The organism is Ferrimonas balearica (assembly GCF_019802055.1).
Classification (GTDB): domain Bacteria; phylum Pseudomonadota; class Gammaproteobacteria; order Enterobacterales; family Shewanellaceae; genus Ferrimonas; species Ferrimonas balearica_A.
Genome location: NZ_JAHVHW010000013.1, coordinates 1 through 19,480 on the forward strand (window position 1 = coordinate 1; position 19,480 = coordinate 19,480).

The window sequence follows — 19,480 nt, forward strand, 5'->3', positions numbered from 1 at the left end:
GCTACTCAATGAATACTGAATTAACTTGGTGTCACTCAGTAGCATCGAGAAAATGATGATTTCTCAACACTGCGTGAGTGCCCACACAGATTGTCTGACTAATTGTTAAAGAGCGTTGCCTCATCAAGGCAGGAGGCGCATTCTACGCTTTCCTCCGTCATCGTCAAGGGTGTTTTTCAACTTTCCTTTCCGACCATCGAAGTTTTAACCAAGCCCTCTTGGAGGCCTTGGTGGCTCAGCGCTTTCTGTTTCGCTTTGCCCCGTCGACAAGGAGCGCATTATAGGGCCGGGATTTTTACTCGCAATAGTTTTTTTATAAAAAAGACGCGTTAGGGTGTTTTTTGCCCTCAACGCGTCTTTTTTCCACATGTTGTCTATTTAAGGGGCTACATACTGCTTATAAATCGTGATTCCGTCTGACTTTGCAGTTGGCCATCGACACTATTTAATTCGAAGATGATCTCCGTCATCGGCTTTTTCAGATGGAAAGGGTCCACCGCCACACTGATAGGCAGGGTATAAACCTCACCCGCTGCCACACGCACGGTTTGATCACCACTCCAACGATATTCAGGAAGTCCGGTTACCGACAGGTTGAACTGCTGATCCTGATCCGTCTTGTTCAGCAACCTCAGGGTATAGACGTTCTCCACCAATCCGTCCCGGGTCTCACGGTACAGTTGGTTCCGGTCACGCAGTACATCGATCTGTACTGGCGCCAATGTCAGCAAGGTGTAGATAAAGCCCAACACCATCACGCCCAGCACAACGCCGTAACCCAAAAGCTTGGGACGGGCCACTTTGGACTCCCCTCCCGCCAGCTGTCGTTCAGTGGTGTAACTGATCAGCCCTTTGTCGTACCCCATCTTGGCCATCACGTCGTCACAGGTATCAATGCAGGCGCCACAGTTGATGCACTCATATTGAAGACCGTTGCGAATATCGATGCCCGTTGGGCACACCTGGACGCAGAGGCTGCAATCGATGCAGTCACCCAGTCCCATCGCTTTCGGATCCTGTTTGCGTCCCCGTGGGCCCCGAGTTTCGCCGCGCTTGGTGTCATAACCCACGATAAAGGTATCGCTATCAAACATGGCCGACTGGAAGCGGGCATAGGGGCACATATGGAGACACATGATCTCCCGCATCCAGCCCGCATTCCCGTAGGTACAGAAGGTGAAGAACAGTGCCCAGAAGTAGATGACGCCCGGCGCCTGCCCGGTAAAGAAGTCCAGGTACAGCTCGCGACTGGGATAGAAGTAGGAGAGGAAGGTGAGGGCGGTCACCAAGGCTATCAGTATCCAGGCACTGTGTTTGGCGGTTTTTCGCCACAGCTTGTTCCAGTCCCAGGGGGCCTGATCAAGCTTCATCCGTTTGTTTCGGGGCCCCTCTATCTTCTCTTCAAACCAGATGTAGATAAAGGTCCAGACGGACTGGGGACACATGTAGCCACACCAGACCCTGCCAAGAAAGGTAGTAAAGAAGAACAGGGCAAAAGCCGCAATCATGAACAGCAACGCCAGCAGGATCAGATCCTGAGGCCAGATGGTCAGTCCGAACACGTAGAATTTGCGCTGGGCCAGATCGAACAGTACCGCCTGCCGGTCACCCCAGGGAAGCCAGGGTAAAAGCAGGAAAAGTCCCATCATCACCCAGCCCATTCGGCGGCGCAGCTGGGACCAGACCCCGTCGGTTTTCCGAACGTAGATCCTATTGCGTGGATTGCCCCGTGTGGCCGCGCCTTGCCTGGCTGGCTGTACAGTAATGGGTTGACCCTCGCGGCCGAGGGACTTTTTGGACTGCTGATCCATAGGACTGCCTGACTCCTCACGTCTTTGGGGCACACCCTAACAAGATCGCAACACCGCAAGGGTGACCCTGATCACGGATGATACTAAAAAGTCGATCAAGAAGGGTATGGCTATCGATTAAGCACAAAAAAGGACGCCCGAAGGCGCCCTTTCTCTGGTGCTGTGACTTACTCCACCGTGACGGATTTGGCCAGGTTTCTCGGCTGGTCCACGTCGGTACCCTTAATCAGTGCCACATAGTAGGAGAGCAACTGCAGCGGCAGGGTGTAGATAATGGGTGCGATGAACTCGTCGCAATGAGGCACCGGGATCACCTTCATTGTCTCGTCGCTCTCAAAGCGGGCATCCACATCCGCAAAGACGTACATCAGACCACCGCGAGCACGCACCTCTTCGACGTTGGACTTCAGCTTTTCCAGCAGTTCGTTATTAGGTGCGACAACAATCACTGGCATATCCGCATCGATCAGGGCCAGCGGACCATGCTTTAGTTCACCGGAGGCGTACGCTTCGGCGTGAATGTAGGAGATCTCTTTCAGCTTGAGCGCCCCCTCCATCGCGATGGGGTACTGCTCACCACGCCCCAGGAACAGAGCATGGTGTTTATCCGCGAAATCTTCCGCCAGCGCTTCGATGGCATCATTCAGGCTAAGTGCCTGCTCCACCTTACTCGGCAGAGCCTGCAGCGCAGACACCAGGTGACCAACCGTTTCCTCATTCATGCCGTTGTGGATGCCAATGGCACCAGTCAGCATCAGCAAGGCCGCCAGTTGCACGGTAAACGCTTTGGTGGAGGCCACGCCAATCTCTGCGCCAGCCTTCATCATGTACGCCATGTCGGACTCGCGTACCAGGGAGGAGCCGGGCACGTTGCAGATGGTCAGACTGGCCATGTAACCCATCTCCTTGGCCAGACGCAGGGCAGCCAGGGTATCGGCTGTTTCACCGGACTGGGAGATGGTCACCAGCAAGCTGTTGGGGAACACATGAGATTTGCGATAGCGGAACTCAGAAGCGATCTCTACGTTACAGGAGACCCCGGCATGCTGCTCCAGCCAGTAACGTGCCACCATGCCCGCATGATAGCTGGTGCCACAAGCGATGATCTGGACATGCTTCACCTGAGCCAGTAGCTCCGCAGAATTGTCACCAAAGGCATCCAGGGCCACCTTACCCGCACTTAGACGCCCTTCCAGGGTACGCTGCAGAGCCGTCGGCTGCTCGTAGATCTCCTTCATCATGTAGTGACGGTAGGGACCTTTATCACCGGCATCATGGCTGACTTCAGATTCCTTGATTTCACGCTCAACCTGCTCGCCATTGATGTCGTAGATCGCCACTTCACGACGGGTGATTTCGGCCACGTCCCCCTCTTCAAGGAAGGCAAAACGACGGGTTACCGGCAGCAGAGCCAACTGGTCTGAAGCGATAAAGTGTTCACCCAGGCCATAACCCACCACCAGCGGGCTGCCAGAGCGGGCGACAACCAGACGCTCCGGGTCACGGCAATCCATCACAACGGTGCCATAAGCCCCTTCCAGTTGCTTAACGGTGGCCTGTACCGCCGCCAGCAGAGAGTCGGTGCGCTTACGCTCATGATGCACCAGGTGGGCGATTACCTCAGTGTCAGTATCGGAGCTGAACACGTAGCCCAGCCCCTGCAACATGGTCCGCAGGTCAACATGGTTCTCGATGATGCCGTTATGCACTACGGCGATCTCGTCACTGGAGACATGGGGGTGCGCATTCCGCTCGGACGGTTCACCGTGGGTGGCCCAACGGGTATGCGCAATACCGGTGCCGCCCGCCAGCGGTGTCTCGTCCAGGGCAGAGGCCAGCTCCTGCACTTTACCCAGACGACGCAAACGGCCCAGATCGCCGGCACCATTCAGTACGGCAACACCGGCGGAGTCGTAACCGCGGTACTCCAGACGTTTCAGGCCTTCGACCAGAATCTCAGCCACATCACGTTGTGCTACTGCACCAACAATCCCACACATAGGGTGTCTCCTAATTTTCCAAGGAGGCGCAGATCACCAGCACCCCCTGCGATTCAATCTGTTGTCGGGCCTCGTTATCGAGGCGCTCATCGGTGATCAAACGAGTCACCTTGTCCCAGGGCAGTTCGAGGTTGGGGATGCGACGGCCTATCTTGTCCGACTCCACCATCACATTGACCTCCCGCGCTACCTCGGCCATCACCCGGGACAGGCCAATCAGCTCGTTAAAGGTGGTGGTGCCGCGGGCAATGTCGATGCCATCGGCACCGATAAACAGCTGATCAAAGTCGTACGCCCGCAATACCTGTTCGGCCACCTGGCCCTGGAATGACTCGGAGTGAGGGTCCCAGGTGCCCCCGGTCATCAGAAGGGTAGGTTCGTTCTCCAACTCTCGCAGCGCATTGGCACTGTTGAGGGAGTTGGTCATCACCACCAGGCCCCGCTTCTCTCCAAGCTCCCCAATCAGTGCCGCTGTAGTGCGGCCACTGTCGATGACGATTCGTTGATGGTCCCGGATCTGCGCCGCCGCCATCCGGCCAATAGCCGCCTTGTAGCGTGAAGGGCTGTGGATGGGGTCGTCCTGAAGGATTTCGGAGGGCATGGCGATGGCACCACCATAGCGACGCAGCAGCAACCCACTGGACTCCAGAGTGGCCAGGTCCTTACGGATGGTGACCTCGGAGGTTTCCAGTTCACGCGCCAGTTCATCAACGCTGACCTCACCCTGTTCGCTGAGCTTGGCCATGATTTTGTGGCGCCGTTGTTGGGTATTGCGTTTCGACATGCTCTCAATAAGTTTCGTTTCGAAAGTTCGTAAGTATAAAAACAAAACAAAACAGATCAAGTCGAGATAAAAAAAGCGGCCATACAGGCCGCCTTTTTCGGTGATGCTGTTCAGCGCTTTTTCTGCGGACGCTGCCAGTTGCTGATGTGTTTCTGCTTGGTTCGGGTCAGTACCAATTCCCCTTCGCCCACATCTTTGGTGATGGTGGAGCCCGCCGCAATGGTGGCGCCTCTGGCGATGCGCACCGGCGCAACCAGTTGGCTGTCAGAACCCACAAACACCTCATCTTCGATGACGGTCAGGTGTTTGTTGGCGCCATCGTAGTTGCAGGTGATGGTGCCTGCACCGATGTTCACCTTATCCCCCACCTCGGCATCGCCGATGTAGGCCAGGTGATTCGCTTTGGAGCCTTTACCCAAACGGGCCTTTTTCATCTCCACAAAGTTACCGATGTGGCTGTCCTGAACCAGTTCAGCACCGGGGCGCAGGCGGGCAAATGGGCCCGCGGTGCACACTTCGCCGACGGTGGCCCCTTCAACAATGGTGTAGGGCTTAATCACACTGCCCTTACCGATATGGCAATCCTTCAACAGACAGCCAGCGCCGATCACCACGTCATCCTCAATGGTGACATTGCCTTCAATCACCACGTTAATGTCGATGGTGATGTCCGAGCCGTTGGTCAGTGTGCCGCGCAGGTCGAAGCGGGCAGGGTCGATCAGTGTGACGCCGGACAGCATCAGTTGCTCTGCTGCTCGAGCCTGGTAAGCGCGCTCAAGTGCCGCCAGTTGAAGGCGGTTATTGGCCCCCTCAACCTCAATGGCACTGTCGGGCTGGGCGGTTTCGACTCCCCCTTCGGCAGCCGCCATGGCGATCACATCCGTCAGGTAATATTCACCCTGAGCATTGTTGTTGGAAAGATTGGCCAGCCAACCTTTCAGCGCTTTACCCGGTGCCACCAGAATGCCGGTGTTCACCTCGGTAATGGCCAGTTGCGCCTCATTGGCGTCCTTCTGTTCCACGATGGCGGTAACAACCCCGTTATCGCGAACAATGCGACCATAACCCGTGGGATTGTCCAAAATGACCGTCAGCAAACCGATGCCGTTCTTCGGCTGAACCGCCAGCAGTCGCTCCAGTGTCTGAGTCTGGATAAGCGGCACATCGCCGTAGAGCACGAGAACCGTACTGTCGTCATCCCAGTCCGCCATGTTCACCGCATGACCTGTGCCCAGCTGTTCCGCCTGCAGCGCCCATTCAACCTGGTTGTGTCCCAGTGCCGCCTTGAGCTGGTCAGCACCGTGGCCATACACCAGGTGAGTCCGGTGGGGGTTAAGGGGGGCAACGGCATCAATGGCATGCTGAACCATGGGTTTGCCAGCCACCGGGTGAAGCACCTTTGGCAGCTTGGACTTCATCCGGGTGCCCATCCCTGCGGCGAGGATGACAACTTCCAACTTCATTTTCCGGGTCTCGATGATTTGATCTAGGGGCATATTATACGCAGAGTGATGAGTAAAATAAGGGTCTCCTTAGCGCCATGCCGATGCTGTCTTCCGTCTCCAAAGCGCATATCCAGCTGCTGATCTACGCCTTACTGATCAGCACCTCTTTCCCACTGGCTAACTTTCTTGGCAGCCAGTACTCGCCGCTGCTGACAACCTGGCTGCGTTTCGCTCTCGCGGCGCTGGGGTTTGTATGCCTGCTCAGGTGGCAAGGGCTGCTTCAGTGGCCAGGCTGGCAGGCGATTGGCCGTTACAGCTTGATAAGCCTGCCCCTGACAGGCTTTTTCCTGCTGATGTTTATCGCCGGTAAGAGCGCTTCAGCCCTGGCGATGGGCAGCCTGGCCACCCTGGTGCCGCTGTTCAGTGCACTGTTAGCCTGGATGTTCTGGCGGCAATCACCTCAGCCATCACGGTTACTGGCTCTGGTAGCCGGAGCACTTGGTGCACTATGGGTTCTGACCGGTGGAAAACTGAGTCAACTGGGGCAGGGGGGCTGGCCACCGGGCAATACCCATTTTCTGATGGCCTGTCTGCTGATGGGGATCTACCCCCTGGTACTCAAAGTACTGCACCGGGGCGAATCGATGCTGAAGGTGACGGGCTGGTCGCTGATCACCGGAACCGGCTGGCTGACTCTGGCAGCACTGCTGTGGCAGCCACCGTTGGCGCTACCCAATTCCGCGCAATGGATGGCCATCATCTGGTTGGCCGTCGCCACCACCATGGTGACTTTCTTCCTATTTCAAAGCGCAGCACTGGTGGTCGGAGGCAGCAGTGCCAATGCCTACAGTCTGTTGACTCCCGCATTCGTACTGTTGCTGAACTTAGCGATGGGCGGGCATTCTCCCGGCTGGGGTGTTTTACCGGGACTGGTGCTGACCGTCCTGGCACTGATTTGGCTATTGCTGCAGGACCGCGCGATCAGGGAAGAACAGGCATAAAAAAAGCGCCGCGATTGCGGCGCTTTTTCTCATGGGAATGTTACTTACCCAGGTTCTTACGGATGGTTTCCACCACTCGCAGCTGAGCCAGGGCTTTCGCCAGCTCAATCTGGGCCGCGTCGTAATCGAAGTCCACACCGGCGTTAGCGATGCGCTCTTCCGCGTTGCGCTTGGCTTCGCGGGCCGCTTCCACGTCGATGTCTTCGGCCCGTACGGCCACATCAGCCAATACGGTCACGTAATCCGGTTGAACCTCGAGGATACCACCAGACAGGTAGATAACCTCGACTTCACCGTATTGCTTAACGATGCGAACCATACCGGGCTTGATGGCAGTCAGCAGCGGCACGTGACCGGGCAGGATCCCCAGTTCACCCTCAGTACCGGTGACTTGCAGAGTTTCTACAAGACCGGAGAAGAGGCGCTTTTCAGCGCTGACGACATCCAAGTGAACAGTCATTGCCATCTCATCCTCCCGGATAGATTAAACGTTCTTGCCTTTCTCAATGGCTTCGTCGATAGAACCAACCATGTAGAAGGCCTGCTCCGGCAGGTGATCGAACTCACCGTCCAGAATCCCTTTAAAACCACGGATGGTTTCTTTCAGCGGGACGTACTTACCCGGAGAACCGGTGAATACTTCCGCTACGAAGAAGGGCTGAGACAGGAAACGCTCGATCTTACGGGCGCGGGCTACGGTCTGCTTGTCCTCTTCGGACAGTTCGTCCATACCCAGGATGGCAATGATGTCTTTCAGCTCTTTGTAGCGCTGCAGTACAGACTGCACACCACGAGCCACATCATAGTGCTCCTGACCGATGACCAGCGGATCCAGCTGACGAGAGGTGGAATCCAGCGGGTCGATCGCCGGGTAGATACCGCGAGCGGCGATATCACGGCTCAGTACCACGGTCGCATCCAAGTGGGCGAAGGTGGTAGCCGGAGACGGGTCAGTCAAGTCATCCGCAGGTACGTAAACGGCCTGTACGGAGGTAATGGAGCCAGTTCGGGTAGAAGCAATACGCTCCTGCAGAACGCCCATCTCTTCCGCCAGAGTCGGCTGGTAACCTACTGCAGAGGGCATACGACCCAGCAGTGCGGATACTTCAGTACCGGCCAGGGTGTAACGGTAGATGTTGTCAACGAACAACAGTACGTCACGACCTTCGTCACGGAACTTCTCAGCCATGGTCAGACCGGTCAGTGCAACGCGCAGACGGTTACCCGGCGGCTCGTTCATCTGGCCATATACCAGAGATACTTTGTCCAGTACGTTGGACTCTTTCATCTCGTGGTAGAAGTCGTTACCTTCACGGGTCCGCTCACCTACACCGGCGAATACGGAGTAACCGGAGTGCTCGATGGCGATGTTACGGATAAGCTCCATCATGTTAACGGTCTTACCCACACCCGCGCCGCCGAACAGACCTACTTTACCGCCCTTAGCGAACGGACATACCAGGTCGATTACCTTTACGCCGGTTTCCAGCAGCTCGGTGGCGCTGGATTGGTCTTCGTAGCTGGGGGCTTCGCGGTGGATGGACCAACGCTCTTCTTCGCCGATCGGGCCCGCTTCATCGATGGGCTCGCCCAGTACGTTCATGATACGACCCAGGGTCGCAGTACCAACCGGCACCTGGATGGTGTTACCGGTGTTGGTTGCTTTCAGGCCGCGACGCAGACCTTCGGACGCACCCATTGCGATGGTACGGACTACGCCGCCGCCCAGCTGCTGCTGAACTTCCAGCACCAGGCTGGCACCATCATTGGATACGGTCAGGGCGTCATAGACCTGAGGTACGGCGTCTTGTGGAAACTCCACGTCGACTACCGCACCGATCACCTGAACAACAGTACCTGTGCTCATGATAAATCCTCTGATTCTGTCTAAACCGTTGCCTTAAACCGCTGCGGCACCGGCACAAATCTCGCTAAGCTCCTGAGTAATAGCAGCCTGACGAGCCTTGTTGTACACCAGTTGCAGATCGTCGATCAGGTTGCCAGCATTGTCGGTTGCGGCTTTCATCGCAACCATACGGGCAGCCTGCTCTGACGCGGCATTTTCCACCACACCCTGATACACGACGGACTCAACGTAGCGAACCAGAAGCTTATCCAGCATCGGTTTCGGCTCGTCGGGCTCGTACAGGTAATCCCAGGCGTGGGGTTTTTCAGTCGCGTCCATCTTGGGCAACGGCAGCAGTTGATCGATCACCGGATCCTGTTTCATGGTGTTCACGAATTGGTTGAACACCAGGTACAGACGATCCAGCTTGCCCTCATCGAAGGCATCCAGCATCACTTTCACGGAGCCGATCAGGTCGGTCAGACTCGGCTCATCACCGAGACCGCTAACCTGGGCGACCACATCACCGCCAAAGGTTTGGAAGAACTGGGCGCCTTTGGAGCCCACTGCAGCGAACTGCACTTGGGCCCCTTGGGCTTGCCAGTCTTTGGCGGACTTCAGCACCTGCTTGAACAGGTTGACGTTCAGACCACCGCAGAGGCCACGATCAGTGGAAACTACGATGTAGCCCACGTTCTTGACCTCGCGTTCTTCCAGGTAAGGATGCTTGTACTCGAGAGAGCCTTGCGCGATGTGACCGATAACCTTACGCATGCTTTCTGCGTAGGGACGGCTGGAGTTCATGCGCTCTTGCGCACGACGCATCTTGGATGCGGCCACCATCTCCATCGCAGAAGTGATCTTCTGAGTGTTTTTAACACTCGCGATCTTGGTTCGGATCTCTTTAGCGCCGGACATCTCTTACTCTCCTTGACCTGTTACCAGGTTTGAGTGGCAACGAACTTGTCCAGAGCTGCCTGCAGCTGACCTTCGATGTCACCGTTGTAATCACCGGTGTCGTTGATCAGTTTCATCAGCTCAGCGTGTTCGCTGTTCATGTAGGAAAGCAGAGCGGCTTCGAAGGCACCGATCTTGGCAACTTCGATGGACTTCAGGAAGCCCTTCTCAGCGGAGAAGATCACCACAGCCTGGTCTGCCACGCTCATCGGAGCGTACTGCTTCTGCTTCATCAGCTCGGTAACGCGCTCACCATGCTCCAGCTGGGCACGGGTGGCGTCATCCAAGTCAGAGGAGAACTGAGCAAAGGCCGCCAGTTCGCGGTACTGAGCCAGAGCGGTACGGATACCACCGGACAGCTTCTTGATGATCTTGGTCTGGGCAGCACCACCTACACGGGATACAGAGATACCCGGGTTCACAGCAGGACGCAGGCCGGCGTTGAACAGGTTGGTTTCCAGGAAGATCTGACCATCGGTAATGGAGATTACGTTGGTCGGTACGAATGCAGATACGTCACCAGCTTGGGTTTCGATGATCGGCAGAGCGGTCAGAGAACCGGTCTGGCCTTTCACTTCACCGTTGGTGAAACGCTCAACGTACTCCGCGTTTACACGGGAAGCACGCTCCAGCAGACGGGAGTGGAGGTAGAATACGTCACCCGGGAACGCTTCACGGCCCGGCGGACGACGCAGCAGCAGAGAGATCTGACGGTAAGCAACGGCCTGCTTGGACAGGTCATCGTACACGATCAGAGAATCTTCACCGCGGTCACGGAAGTATTCACCCATGGTACAACCGGAGTACGGAGCCAGGTACTGCAGAGCAGCCGCTTCAGAAGCGGAAGCCACAACAACGATGGTGTTCTGCAGAGCGCCGTGCTCTTCCAGCTTGCGTACTACGTTGGCGATGGTGGAGGCCTTCTGGCCAATCGCTACGTAAACACACTTAATGCCGGAATTACGCTGGTTGATGATGGCGTCGATGGCCATCGCAGTCTTACCAGTCTGACGGTCACCGATGATCAGCTCACGCTGACCGCGACCGATCGGAATCATGGAGTCGACGGACTTATAACCAGTCTGTACCGGCTGGGATACGCCTTCACGGTCAATTACGCCCGGAGCGATCACTTCAACAGGGGCAAAACCATCGTTGTCGATGGGGCCCTTGCCGTCGATCGGCTCACCCAGGGTATTCACCACGCGGCCCAGCAGGCCACGGCCAACCGGAACTTCCAGAATACGGCCAGTGGATTTAACTTTTACGCCCTCAGCCAGGTCGGCGTAGGGGCCCATTACTACCGCACCAACGGAGTCACGCTCCAGGTTCAATGCGATGGCGTAACGGTTGCCAGGCAGCTCGATCATCTCGCCCTGCATCACATCGGCCAGGCCGTGGATGCGGACAATACCGTCGCTTACAGAAACGATGGTACCTTCGTTGCGAGCTTCGCTGACAACATTGAACTGCTCAATACGGCTCTTGATCAGTTCGCTGATTTCAGTGGAATTCAGTTGCATGCTCACATCCCCAATTAGGATTGCAGCGTATCGGACAAGCGGCTGAGTTTGCCGCGTACCGATCCGTCGATAACCAGGTCACCAGCAGTGATAATCACGCCAGCAATCAGGTCCGGATTGACGCTGCAGTTCAGCTTCACTTTGCGTGCCAAACGTTGTTCCAGTGACGCTGCGATATTGGCCTGTTGCTCTTCGCTCAGCTCGACAGCGGATTGCACCTCAGCGGTGATCTCCTTCTGCCACGCTTCACGCAGTTCAACGAACTGTTGAGCAACCGCCGGCAGCGCTACCAGGCGTCCATTTTCTGCCAGAACCCTGATCAGGTTCTGACCATGCTCGTCGACTTGCTCGCCGCCGATCTGGATAAAGATCTCGGCGAGCTGCTCGGCGTTGACCTGACCGGACAGCAGATCAGCTACGGTCTCATTGACCGCAACTTCGGCCAAAAAGGCCAGCATCTGTGCCCAGTGGTCCACCGCCTGCTTTTCGACAGCAAATTCGAAAGCGGCTTTGGCGTAAGGGCGAGCAACGGTGGTCAGTTCAGACATTTAGCCCTCTCCCTTTGCTTACAGCTCCGCAGCCAGCTTTTCGACAATGTCACTGTGCGCGTCGGCATCAATGGAACGCTGAAGGATCTTCTCGGCGCCCACGACAGCCAGAGTGGCTACCTGAGCACGCAGTTGATCCCGAGCGCGGTTACGTTCGGCGTCAATTTCCGCATGGCCTTGGGCGATGATCTTGGCGCGGACAGCTTCGGCTTCTGCCTTCGCTTCTTCCACGATCTGAGCACCACGTTTGTTGGCCTGTTCGATGATCTCAGCCGCTTGTTGCTTGCCTTCCTTGATCTGATCAGTTGCTTTCTGCTGAGCCAGATCCAAGTCTTTGCTTGCGCGTTCGGCGTTGGCCAGACCGTCAGCAATCTTCTTCTGGCGCTCTTCGATGGCAGCCAGCAGCGGCGGCCATACGAACTTCATGCAGAACCAAACAAAGATGATGAAGGCGATGGCCTGACCGATAAGGGTCGCGTTGATACTCACAACGGCATCTCCTCTCTAATCCAAAGCAAGTTTCGCCAACTGGCGAAACCCTTAATTGCTATTGCGGATAGGGGGCCTTACGCGAACAGCATGTACATGGCGATACCAACACCGATCATCGGTACGGCATCCAACAGACCAGCTACGATGAACATTTTGGTCTGCAGAGCAGGGGCCATTTCAGGCTGACGAGCAGTTGCTTCCAGGAATTTGCCACCCAGGATAGCGAAACCAATGGCAGTACCCAGGGCACAAACACCAATCAGTACAGCAACAGCGATGTAGGTCAGTTCCATGATTGTCTCCAAATAAGCTTTGAACTAACGAAAAAATTATTATTTGCCAGATTCTTAGTGGTCTTCACTTGCCATGCTGAGATACACAATCGTCAGCATCATGAAGATGAAGGCCTGCAACACGATCACCAGGATGTGGAAGATCGCCCACAGAATGTGGAGAACCACACCCATGGAGCCAATCACCATGCCGCTGGTGTAAAGAATGGCAATAAGAATGAAGATCAATTCGCCGGCATACAGGTTACCGAACAGACGAAGCGACAGAGAGATAGGCTTCGCCAGCAGGGTGACTGTTTCCAGTACGAAGTTGAACGGGATCATTACCGGATGGTTGAACGGGTGGAGTGTCAGCTCCTTAACAAACCCAGATACCCCTTTCACCTTGATGCTGTATCCGATCATCAGAACGAATACGCCCAGAGCCATCGCCAGGGTGATGTTCAAGTCGGTCGTAGGAACGATCTTGAAGTACTCAACTCCGGAGAGATAGGCGGCGTGGGGAATAAAGTCCACCGGGACCAGATCCATCAGGTTCATCAGGAATACCCAGACGAAGATGGTCAGAGCCAGGGGGGCGATGAGTTTGCTGCGGCCGTGGAACGTATCCTTCACCGTACCGTCAACCCACTCCACCATCATCTCGACAAAGCATTGCAGCTTGCCAGGGACGCCAGTGGTCGCGCGTTTACCGACACGGTGGAACAGCCATAGGAAGAGGACACCGAGACCAACCGAGAACAGTAATGAATCAAAATGCCAGGTCCAGAAACCCGCATCGTCACAAGCTTTAAAGAATGAAAGACCGTCATCGGTCATACACACTTTACCGTTTGTGAGATGGTGGCGGATATATTCCTGCGGAGTGTCTGCCATCGTTCATCCCAATTGTTTTTATTTGAAAAACAAAGGTGCTGCCCAATGTGCCATCAACGCCCCGATGTAGCCGACGAACAGGGCGCCTGGGTATGCCAGATCTGTCGTGGACAACACGTAGGTGAACAGCACCATGGTTAGCATCAGTTTGATCGTCACGCCGACGTAGAACAGACCAAGCACGGAAACCGCGTCCCTTGCCCGGACCTTGTAAAACGCCAGTGTGGCGAACACGAAACTGGGAATGGTGGCGATTGAGCCGCCTTTAGCCGTCAGCATGGCCGCCTCCATTCCCCATATCAGGTAACCTGACCCACTCATCAACAACGTCATCCCCAGCTGTGCGAGTACTACTTGGTAGGCCGCACTCCGTCGCTGGCGAGCCAGTTGGCTAATCAATGAATCAAGCTCCGCTGAGTTTTTATGGAAAAAAATCGGCAATAGCCGATTTCCACCTTAAAAGCCTGCGAAAGTATACCGGGTTGGAGGTCGGATGCAACTTAGCCGATGGTGGGCAAGTGTGATCCATGGCACGGGAGAAAGACATAATTCGACCTGCGTATCACACAAAAACACAAGCGAATGAGTGGTAAGGGATTTTTAGCGATATTTTTTCGGAATCAAAGGAAATTTGACCGGAAAAGAGGAAAATTTCAGTTCCATCCCCTCCGGTCTGCGAACAATTAACGCTCAACCAACTCCGGAGCCAGTTTGACCAGGATCCCATCCAGCTGATCCAGGTCCGTGTAATTGATCACAAGTTTGCCTTTGCCCTTGTTGCCGTGATTGATGGCAACCTGCGCGCCCAGGCGCTCGGTCAGCTGCTCAGCCAACCGGACAATGTCCGGATCCGGCTGTTTAGGGGTCGCGACGGGGGCGGGCTCCAATAACTTCTGAACCAGCTTCTCCGTTTCGCGAACCGTCAGTTCTTTGCCAGCAACCTGACGGGCAGCCAGAGTTTGGGCATCACCATTCAGAGCCAGCAGAGCCCGGGCATGGCCCATATCAATATCGCCATGCTCCAGCAGGGTTTTGACCTCTTCGTTGAGGCTGTTGAGGCGCATCAGGTTGGTGACTGTCGCGCGGGATTTACCCACCGCTTCCGCCACCTGAGCATGAGTTAACTCAAACTCATCAGCCAGACGCTTCAGGGCAATCGCCTCTTCCATGGCGTTGAGGTCTTCACGCTGAATGTTTTCAATCAGGGCGATGGCGACGGCCGCGTTGTCCTCGACCTGCTTGATCAGACAGGGAACCGTATCCAGACCAGCCATCTGGGCGGCACGCCAGCGGCGCTCACCCGCGATGATCTCGTAGCGGTCGCCCGCCAGTTGCCGAACAATGATGGGCTGAATCACGCCCTGGGCTTTGATGGAGCTGGCCAGCTCCTCCAGCGCCTCGTCGGACATATCGCGGCGGGGCTGGTATACCCCGCGGCGCAGCGCCTCAACCGGCAACTGAGACAAGCCATCACGACTCTGAGGCGCCGCTGGCGCCTCAGGACCGGGTTGACGCTGGGCTACCGCCTGGCTGCCACCGAGCAGGGCATCCAGCCCTTTTCCTAATCCACGTTTTTTCGGGGACATCTGATTCCTCTTAAGCCTGTTCGGTCTCGGTCACCCGGGCAGATTCTGCCCGGCGCAGCATCTCACCGGCCAACGCCAGATAGGCCTTGGCCCCCGCGCTGCTCTTGTCGTAGTACATCGCCGGAGCGCCAAAACTTGGGGCTTCAGCCAGACGGACATTGCGCGGGATGACGGTCCGGTACACCTTGTCGCCAAAGTGCTGCTTGAGCTGGTCAGATACGTCGTTGGCCAGTCGGTTGCGAGGGTCGTACATGGTGCGCAGGATCCCCTCGATGGTGAGTCTGGGGTTCACTACCTGAGCCAGTTTGCCAATGGTGTCCATCAGCGCCGTCAGCCCTTCCAGGGCGTAATACTCGCACTGCATCGGGATCACTACGGAGTCCGCAGCACCCATCGCGTTGACGGTCAGCATGTTCAGCGAAGGTGGGCAGTCGATGAAAATGTAATCGTACTTATCCAGTATCGGTGCCAGGGCGTTGCGCAGACGAACTTCCCGGGCAAAGAACTCCATCAGTTTGATCTCTGCGGCGGTCACGTCAGCGTTGGCGGCAATCAGGTCATACTTGCCGCTGGTGTCACGAACGATCACCTCATCAGCAGGTTTGTCGTCCACCAGCAGTTCATAGGCGGTGTTCTCCACCTCGTATTTGTCCACGCCGCTGCCCATGGTGGCATTGCCCTGGGGATCCAGATCGATCAACAGCACCTTACGCCGGGTCGCGGCCATGGATGCCGCCAGGTTGATGCTGGTGGTGGTTTTACCCACGCCACCTTTCTGGTTTGCAATCGCGATCACTTTTGCCACTGCAGTTCCCTCAATCCACTTTTTTGACTTGTACCAGGTGACGCTGAGCGTCCAGCCCGGGCACCTTCAACACCACGGTATTTTGCACCTGGAACTGGGCGGGGATCGCCTTCAGTTCCTCTTCATCCAGTTGCCCCTTGAGGGCCAGGAAATGACCCTGCTCTGCCGGCAGATGGGCGCACCAGGTCAGCATATCCTGAAGCGAAGCAAACGCCCGGCTCAGAACAGCATCAAACTTCTGCTCCGGCTGATAGGCTTCCACCCGGCTTTCTACGGCAGTCACATTGGTCAGTCCCAGGGAATGGATCACCTGGCGGATAAACCGAATCCGTTTGCCCAGGCTATCAAGCAAAACGAACTCTTTGTCAGGGTTGCAGATCGCCAGAGGCAATCCGGGCAATCCTGGACCGGTTCCCACATCGATAAAACGACGGCCCTGCAGATGGGGGCCGACGACAATGCTGTCCAGAATATGCTTCTCAAGCATATCCATGGGATCCCGAACCGAGGTGAGGTTGTACGCCTTATTCCACTTGTCCAGCATCTGCACCAGCTCAACCAGCTGGGCCTGTTGCTCGGCACTGACAGTAAGACCACTTTGGTTAATCAGGGTCGACAGGCGTTTCGCCAACACGGAAGGGTTCCCCTAAGAAAAGAGTTTAAAGAGTCATTATGAAGGCCGCGGCAGAGCATGGGAAGCCCTGCCGCGAGCCTGAGACAGCGCGATTAAGCGCTCTTGCGAAGCAGACCGTGTTTTTTCAGGTAAACCAGCAGCAGAGAGATCGCCGCCGGAGTCACGCCGGAGATGCGGGAAGCACTGCCCAGGGTTTCCGGCTTGTGCTCCATCAGTTTGGCCACCACCTCGTTGGACAGGCCTTTCACCTGACGGTAATCCAGATCCAGAGGCAGAGCCGTTTGCTCATGACGGCGGGCTTTTTCGATCTCGTCTTTCTGACGCTCGATGTAGCCAGCGTACTTCACCTGGATCTCCACCTGCTCAGCAGCCTGCTCATTGTCCAGTGTCGGGCCGAGCTCCTCAACCGCCATGATCTGGCCATAGCTGAGTTCAGGACGACGCAACAGCTCTTCAAGATTGGCTTCCCGGGCCAGGGGCGACTTCAGCAGAGGGTTAAGCGCTTCAGCCGCAGCGCTGTCTTTCTGTACCCAGGTACTGCGCAGGCGTTGACGCTCCAGCTCGATCGCTTCCACCTTGGCGTTAAACTTGGCCCAACGCTCATCGTCCACCAGCCCCATCTCCCGACCGATCTCAGTCAGACGCAGATCCGCATTGTCTTCACGCAGCAGCAAACGGTGCTCAGCGCGGGAGGTGAACATGCGGTAAGGCTCCTGGGTACCGAGGGTGGAAAGATCATCCACCAGTACACCCAGATAGGCCTGGTCACGACGTGGGGCCCAGCCTGCTTCACCACGGACGCGGCGAGCGGCGTTAAGGCCAGCCAGCAGACCTTGTGCACCGGCTTCTTCATAGCCGGTAGTGCCGTTGATCTGGCCGGCAAAGAACAGCCCTTCAAGGAACTTGCTCTCCAGCGAGGCTTTCAGATCACGCGGATCAAAGAAATCGTACTCGATGGCATAACCGGGACGCAGGATCCGGGCTTGCTCAAACCCTTTGATGGAGTGCACCAGCTCCATCTGCACGTCGAAGGGCAGGGAGGTGGAGATCCCATTGGGGTAAATCTCAATGCTGTTCAGGCCTTCCGGCTCGACAAAGATCTGGTGAGAGGTTTTGTCGGCAAAACGCATCACCTTGTCTTCAACGGAGGGGCAGTAGCGAGGACCGATCCCTTCGATCACCCCGGTGTACATCGGACTGCGATCCAGACCGGCACGAATGATCTCGTGGGTACGCTCATTGGTGTGAGTGATGTAACAGGAGATCTGTCTAGGCTGTTCAGACCGGTCACCAATATAGGAAAACACCGGAGTCGGGTTATCGCCGGGTTGTTCCTGCATCACGGAGAAGTCCAGGGAGCGTGCATCAAGACGCGCTGGGGTACCGGTCTTCAGTCGATCGATTCGCAGTGGCAGTTCGCGCAGACGATGAGCCAGTCGAACCGCATTGGTGTCACCGATACGGCCACCGGCATAGTTGTCCATACCGATGTGGATCTTGCCATCCAGGAAGGTACCCACCGTGAGTACCACCGCTTCAGCGCCAAAGTGGATGCCAGCATCGGTGATAACACCAGTGACCTTATCACCATCAAGGATCAGATCGTTCACCCCCTGCTGGAAGATCTGCAGGTTGGGCTGATTAAACAGGATCTGTTGGATCGCCTGACGATAAAGGGCCCGATCCGCCTGTGCACGAGTGGCACGAACGGCAGGACCTTTAGAGGCGTTCAAAGTGCGGAACTGGATACCGGCACGATCGGTAGCGCGTGCCATAGCACCGCCAAGTGCGTCGATCTCTTTAACCAGATGGCCTTTACCAATACCCCCGATGGCGGGGTTGCAGGACATCTGGCCAAGGGTATCCAGGTTATGGGTCAGCAAAAGGGTGCGGGCCCCGGTCCGGGCACTGGCTAACGCCGCCTCGGTTCCGGCATGGCCGCCGCCGACCACGATCACATCATAATGTTCCAGCACTCGCATGCGTTGCTACCCTATCGGTTCTAAAAAAGCGCTGCATTCTATCACCGGTTCTGGCTCTAGAGAAGGTTACTTCTTAACCATTCCGAACTCCCTCGATCCCTAATATTTAAAAGATCTATTTAAAGATCCTTTATTGATCTTTCTATTAGGGATCCCGATCTCTGTGGACAACCCTCTGAAGCCTAGATATACCAAGGGATCCAGAAGGATCGTATGCTGTGATCTATAGGCGATCTAATGGGATCAAAACCTGAGGATAGATCGGCTACTTATGCACAGGGGGGGATCGCATCCATTTAGGGGTGGGAATAAAACCCAGGTTGATCACCGATTGATCCAAATCTATGCACAGATCCCTGTGGTTAGATCCTTGATCTGTGTATAAGGAGGATAGGCTTGTGGAAAGATCCGGATCGGAGAGGGGAGTTAGAGCTGTTCCTGCCAATGGCTTAACCAGCTTAGTGCTTGATCTTCAGGGATTTCTGGCGATTGGACATCGATCTTGATTTCATCCACAAGGGGGATCGCACCCAAGGATCGCAATAGGGGATCAAGCAGATCAAGTGCGCCACAAAAGGTGTCATAGCTGGAATCACCGATCCCACATAGGGCAATCCTGATCGGACTCAGATCCGGCTGTTGGGTCATGAGAGCCTCATGGAAAGCGTGCAGATTGTCCGGTAATTCGCCCGCGCCATGGGTCGAGGTCACCACCAACCAGGACGGAATCGCCTGCAGTTCCTTCAGCTCCGGCTCCTGCGTGGCGGTAACCTGATGCCCGGCTTGTTCCAACTGCGCCTGCAGTTCATCTGCCACAGCTTCTGCGCCACCCATGGTGGTGCCGATAATAAGGGCGATATGGGCCATTTAAATCTCCTTGGTGGATAGAGAGGCCTC

The 19,480-nt window shown here is 56.0% G+C and carries 19 protein-coding genes; 1 reads left to right on the forward strand and 18 read right to left on the reverse strand.

Going from position 1 to position 19,480, the window contains the following annotated elements:
* Nucleotides 1-386 precede the first annotated feature (386 nt).
* The 4 genes from ccoG to glmU all read right to left on the reverse strand — a co-directional run bounded on the left by ccoG (nucleotide 387) and on the right by glmU (nucleotide 6,058).
* Complete coding sequence (gene ccoG / locus KUV52_RS18160; protein ID WP_222527362.1) at nucleotides 387-1,811, reverse strand: cytochrome c oxidase accessory protein CcoG; 1,425 nt, start codon at nucleotides 1,809-1,811, stop codon at nucleotides 387-389.
* Nucleotides 1,812-1,978: 167 nt separating this feature from the next.
* On the reverse strand, nucleotides 1,979-3,811 hold the full coding sequence (glmS, locus tag KUV52_RS18165) for a glutamine--fructose-6-phosphate transaminase (isomerizing) (protein ID WP_222527363.1): 1,833 nt from the start codon (nucleotides 3,809-3,811) through the stop codon (nucleotides 1,979-1,981).
* Between the two features lie 10 nt (nucleotides 3,812-3,821).
* Nucleotides 3,822-4,595, reverse strand: a complete 774-nt coding sequence (locus tag KUV52_RS18170; RefSeq protein ID WP_222527364.1) for a DeoR/GlpR family DNA-binding transcription regulator — start codon at nucleotides 4,593-4,595, stop codon at nucleotides 3,822-3,824.
* 110 nt (nucleotides 4,596-4,705) lie between these two features.
* Nucleotides 4,706-6,058 (reverse strand): bifunctional UDP-N-acetylglucosamine diphosphorylase/glucosamine-1-phosphate N-acetyltransferase GlmU, encoded by a 1,353-nt coding sequence (gene glmU / locus KUV52_RS18175; RefSeq protein WP_222527365.1) that lies wholly within the window; start codon nucleotides 6,056-6,058, stop codon nucleotides 4,706-4,708.
* 77 nt (nucleotides 6,059-6,135) lie between these two features.
* On the opposite strand from glmU, the gene KUV52_RS18180 reads away from it, so the two are divergent.
* Nucleotides 6,136-7,041 (forward strand): DMT family transporter, encoded by a 906-nt coding sequence (locus KUV52_RS18180; RefSeq protein ID WP_222527366.1) that lies wholly within the window; start codon nucleotides 6,136-6,138, stop codon nucleotides 7,039-7,041.
* Between the two features lie 40 nt (nucleotides 7,042-7,081).
* On the opposite strand, the gene KUV52_RS18185 is transcribed toward KUV52_RS18180, so the two are convergent.
* From KUV52_RS18185 to mioC, 14 genes are all read right to left on the reverse strand, one after another.
* Nucleotides 7,082-7,507, reverse strand: a complete 426-nt coding sequence (locus tag KUV52_RS18185) for a F0F1 ATP synthase subunit epsilon (RefSeq protein WP_222527367.1) — start codon at nucleotides 7,505-7,507, stop codon at nucleotides 7,082-7,084.
* An 18-nt stretch (nucleotides 7,508-7,525) separates the two neighbouring features.
* A complete protein-coding gene (gene atpD, locus KUV52_RS18190) occupies nucleotides 7,526-8,908 on the reverse strand; it encodes a F0F1 ATP synthase subunit beta (RefSeq protein WP_222527368.1) in 1,383 nt (460 codons plus the stop codon).
* A 33-nt stretch (nucleotides 8,909-8,941) separates the two neighbouring features.
* A complete protein-coding gene (gene atpG, locus KUV52_RS18195; RefSeq protein ID WP_222527369.1) occupies nucleotides 8,942-9,805 on the reverse strand; it encodes a F0F1 ATP synthase subunit gamma in 864 nt (287 codons plus the stop codon).
* A gap of 20 nt (nucleotides 9,806-9,825) precedes the next feature.
* A complete protein-coding gene (gene atpA, locus KUV52_RS18200) occupies nucleotides 9,826-11,367 on the reverse strand; it encodes a F0F1 ATP synthase subunit alpha (protein WP_222527370.1) in 1,542 nt (513 codons plus the stop codon).
* Between the two features lie 14 nt (nucleotides 11,368-11,381).
* The gene (gene atpH, locus KUV52_RS18205; protein WP_222527371.1) at nucleotides 11,382-11,915 is read right to left on the reverse strand and encodes a F0F1 ATP synthase subunit delta; all 534 of its coding nucleotides are present in this window, start codon (nucleotides 11,913-11,915) and stop codon (nucleotides 11,382-11,384) included.
* Between the two features lie 18 nt (nucleotides 11,916-11,933).
* Nucleotides 11,934-12,404 (reverse strand): F0F1 ATP synthase subunit B, encoded by a 471-nt coding sequence (gene atpF, locus KUV52_RS18210; RefSeq protein WP_222527372.1) that lies wholly within the window; start codon nucleotides 12,402-12,404, stop codon nucleotides 11,934-11,936.
* Nucleotides 12,405-12,481: 77 nt separating this feature from the next.
* Nucleotides 12,482-12,712: a F0F1 ATP synthase subunit C gene (gene atpE, locus KUV52_RS18215; protein ID WP_083771263.1), complete on the reverse strand. Its 231-nt coding sequence runs from the start codon at nucleotides 12,710-12,712 to the stop codon at nucleotides 12,482-12,484.
* Between the two features lie 42 nt (nucleotides 12,713-12,754).
* A complete protein-coding gene (gene atpB / locus KUV52_RS18220) occupies nucleotides 12,755-13,576 on the reverse strand; it encodes a F0F1 ATP synthase subunit A (protein WP_222527373.1) in 822 nt (273 codons plus the stop codon).
* An 18-nt stretch (nucleotides 13,577-13,594) separates the two neighbouring features.
* Nucleotides 13,595-14,017 carry an ATP synthase subunit I gene (locus tag KUV52_RS18225; RefSeq protein WP_222527374.1) on the reverse strand — a complete coding sequence of 141 codons (423 nt, stop codon included), beginning with the start codon at nucleotides 14,015-14,017 and terminating at the stop codon, nucleotides 13,595-13,597.
* A 242-nt stretch (nucleotides 14,018-14,259) separates the two neighbouring features.
* A complete protein-coding gene (locus KUV52_RS18230; protein ID WP_222527375.1) occupies nucleotides 14,260-15,162 on the reverse strand; it encodes a ParB/RepB/Spo0J family partition protein in 903 nt (300 codons plus the stop codon).
* A gap of 10 nt (nucleotides 15,163-15,172) precedes the next feature.
* Nucleotides 15,173-15,967 (reverse strand): ParA family protein, encoded by a 795-nt coding sequence (locus tag KUV52_RS18235; RefSeq protein ID WP_222527376.1) that lies wholly within the window; start codon nucleotides 15,965-15,967, stop codon nucleotides 15,173-15,175.
* Between the two features lie 10 nt (nucleotides 15,968-15,977).
* On the reverse strand, nucleotides 15,978-16,601 hold the full coding sequence (gene rsmG / locus KUV52_RS18240) for a 16S rRNA (guanine(527)-N(7))-methyltransferase RsmG (protein ID WP_222527377.1): 624 nt from the start codon (nucleotides 16,599-16,601) through the stop codon (nucleotides 15,978-15,980).
* A 92-nt stretch (nucleotides 16,602-16,693) separates the two neighbouring features.
* Nucleotides 16,694-18,583: a tRNA uridine-5-carboxymethylaminomethyl(34) synthesis enzyme MnmG gene (gene mnmG / locus KUV52_RS18245; protein ID WP_222527378.1), complete on the reverse strand. Its 1,890-nt coding sequence runs from the start codon at nucleotides 18,581-18,583 to the stop codon at nucleotides 16,694-16,696.
* A gap of 426 nt (nucleotides 18,584-19,009) precedes the next feature.
* Nucleotides 19,010-19,450, reverse strand: a complete 441-nt coding sequence (gene mioC, locus KUV52_RS18250; RefSeq protein WP_222527379.1) for an FMN-binding protein MioC — start codon at nucleotides 19,448-19,450, stop codon at nucleotides 19,010-19,012.
* Nucleotides 19,451-19,480 lie beyond the last annotated feature (30 nt).

Bases quoted from the DNA above. Each gene is read 5' to 3' on its own strand.
- ccoG (WP_222527362.1), bottom strand. From the start codon at position 1,811: ATGGATCAGCAGTCCAAAAAGTCCCTCGGCCGCGAGGGTCAACCCATT.
- glmS (WP_222527363.1), bottom strand. From the start codon at position 3,811: ATGTGTGGGATTGTTGGTGCAGTAGCACAACGTGATGTGGCTGAGATT.
- KUV52_RS18170 (WP_222527364.1), bottom strand. From the start codon at position 4,595: ATGTCGAAACGCAATACCCAACAACGGCGCCACAAAATCATGGCCAAG.
- glmU (WP_222527365.1), bottom strand. From the start codon at position 6,058: ATGAAGTTGGAAGTTGTCATCCTCGCCGCAGGGATGGGCACCCGGATG.
- KUV52_RS18180 (WP_222527366.1), top strand. From the start codon at position 6,136: ATGCCGATGCTGTCTTCCGTCTCCAAAGCGCATATCCAGCTGCTGATC.
- KUV52_RS18185 (WP_222527367.1), bottom strand. From the start codon at position 7,507: ATGGCAATGACTGTTCACTTGGATGTCGTCAGCGCTGAAAAGCGCCTC.
- atpD (WP_222527368.1), bottom strand. From the start codon at position 8,908: ATGAGCACAGGTACTGTTGTTCAGGTGATCGGTGCGGTAGTCGACGTG.
- atpG (WP_222527369.1), bottom strand. From the start codon at position 9,805: ATGTCCGGCGCTAAAGAGATCCGAACCAAGATCGCGAGTGTTAAAAAC.
- atpA (WP_222527370.1), bottom strand. From the start codon at position 11,367: ATGCAACTGAATTCCACTGAAATCAGCGAACTGATCAAGAGCCGTATT.
- atpH (WP_222527371.1), bottom strand. From the start codon at position 11,915: ATGTCTGAACTGACCACCGTTGCTCGCCCTTACGCCAAAGCCGCTTTC.
- atpB (WP_222527373.1), bottom strand. From the start codon at position 13,576: ATGGCAGACACTCCGCAGGAATATATCCGCCACCATCTCACAAACGGT.
- KUV52_RS18230 (WP_222527375.1), bottom strand. From the start codon at position 15,162: ATGTCCCCGAAAAAACGTGGATTAGGAAAAGGGCTGGATGCCCTGCTC.
- mnmG (WP_222527378.1), bottom strand. From the start codon at position 18,583: ATGCGAGTGCTGGAACATTATGATGTGATCGTGGTCGGCGGCGGCCAT.
- mioC (WP_222527379.1), bottom strand. From the start codon at position 19,450: ATGGCCCATATCGCCCTTATTATCGGCACCACCATGGGTGGCGCAGAA.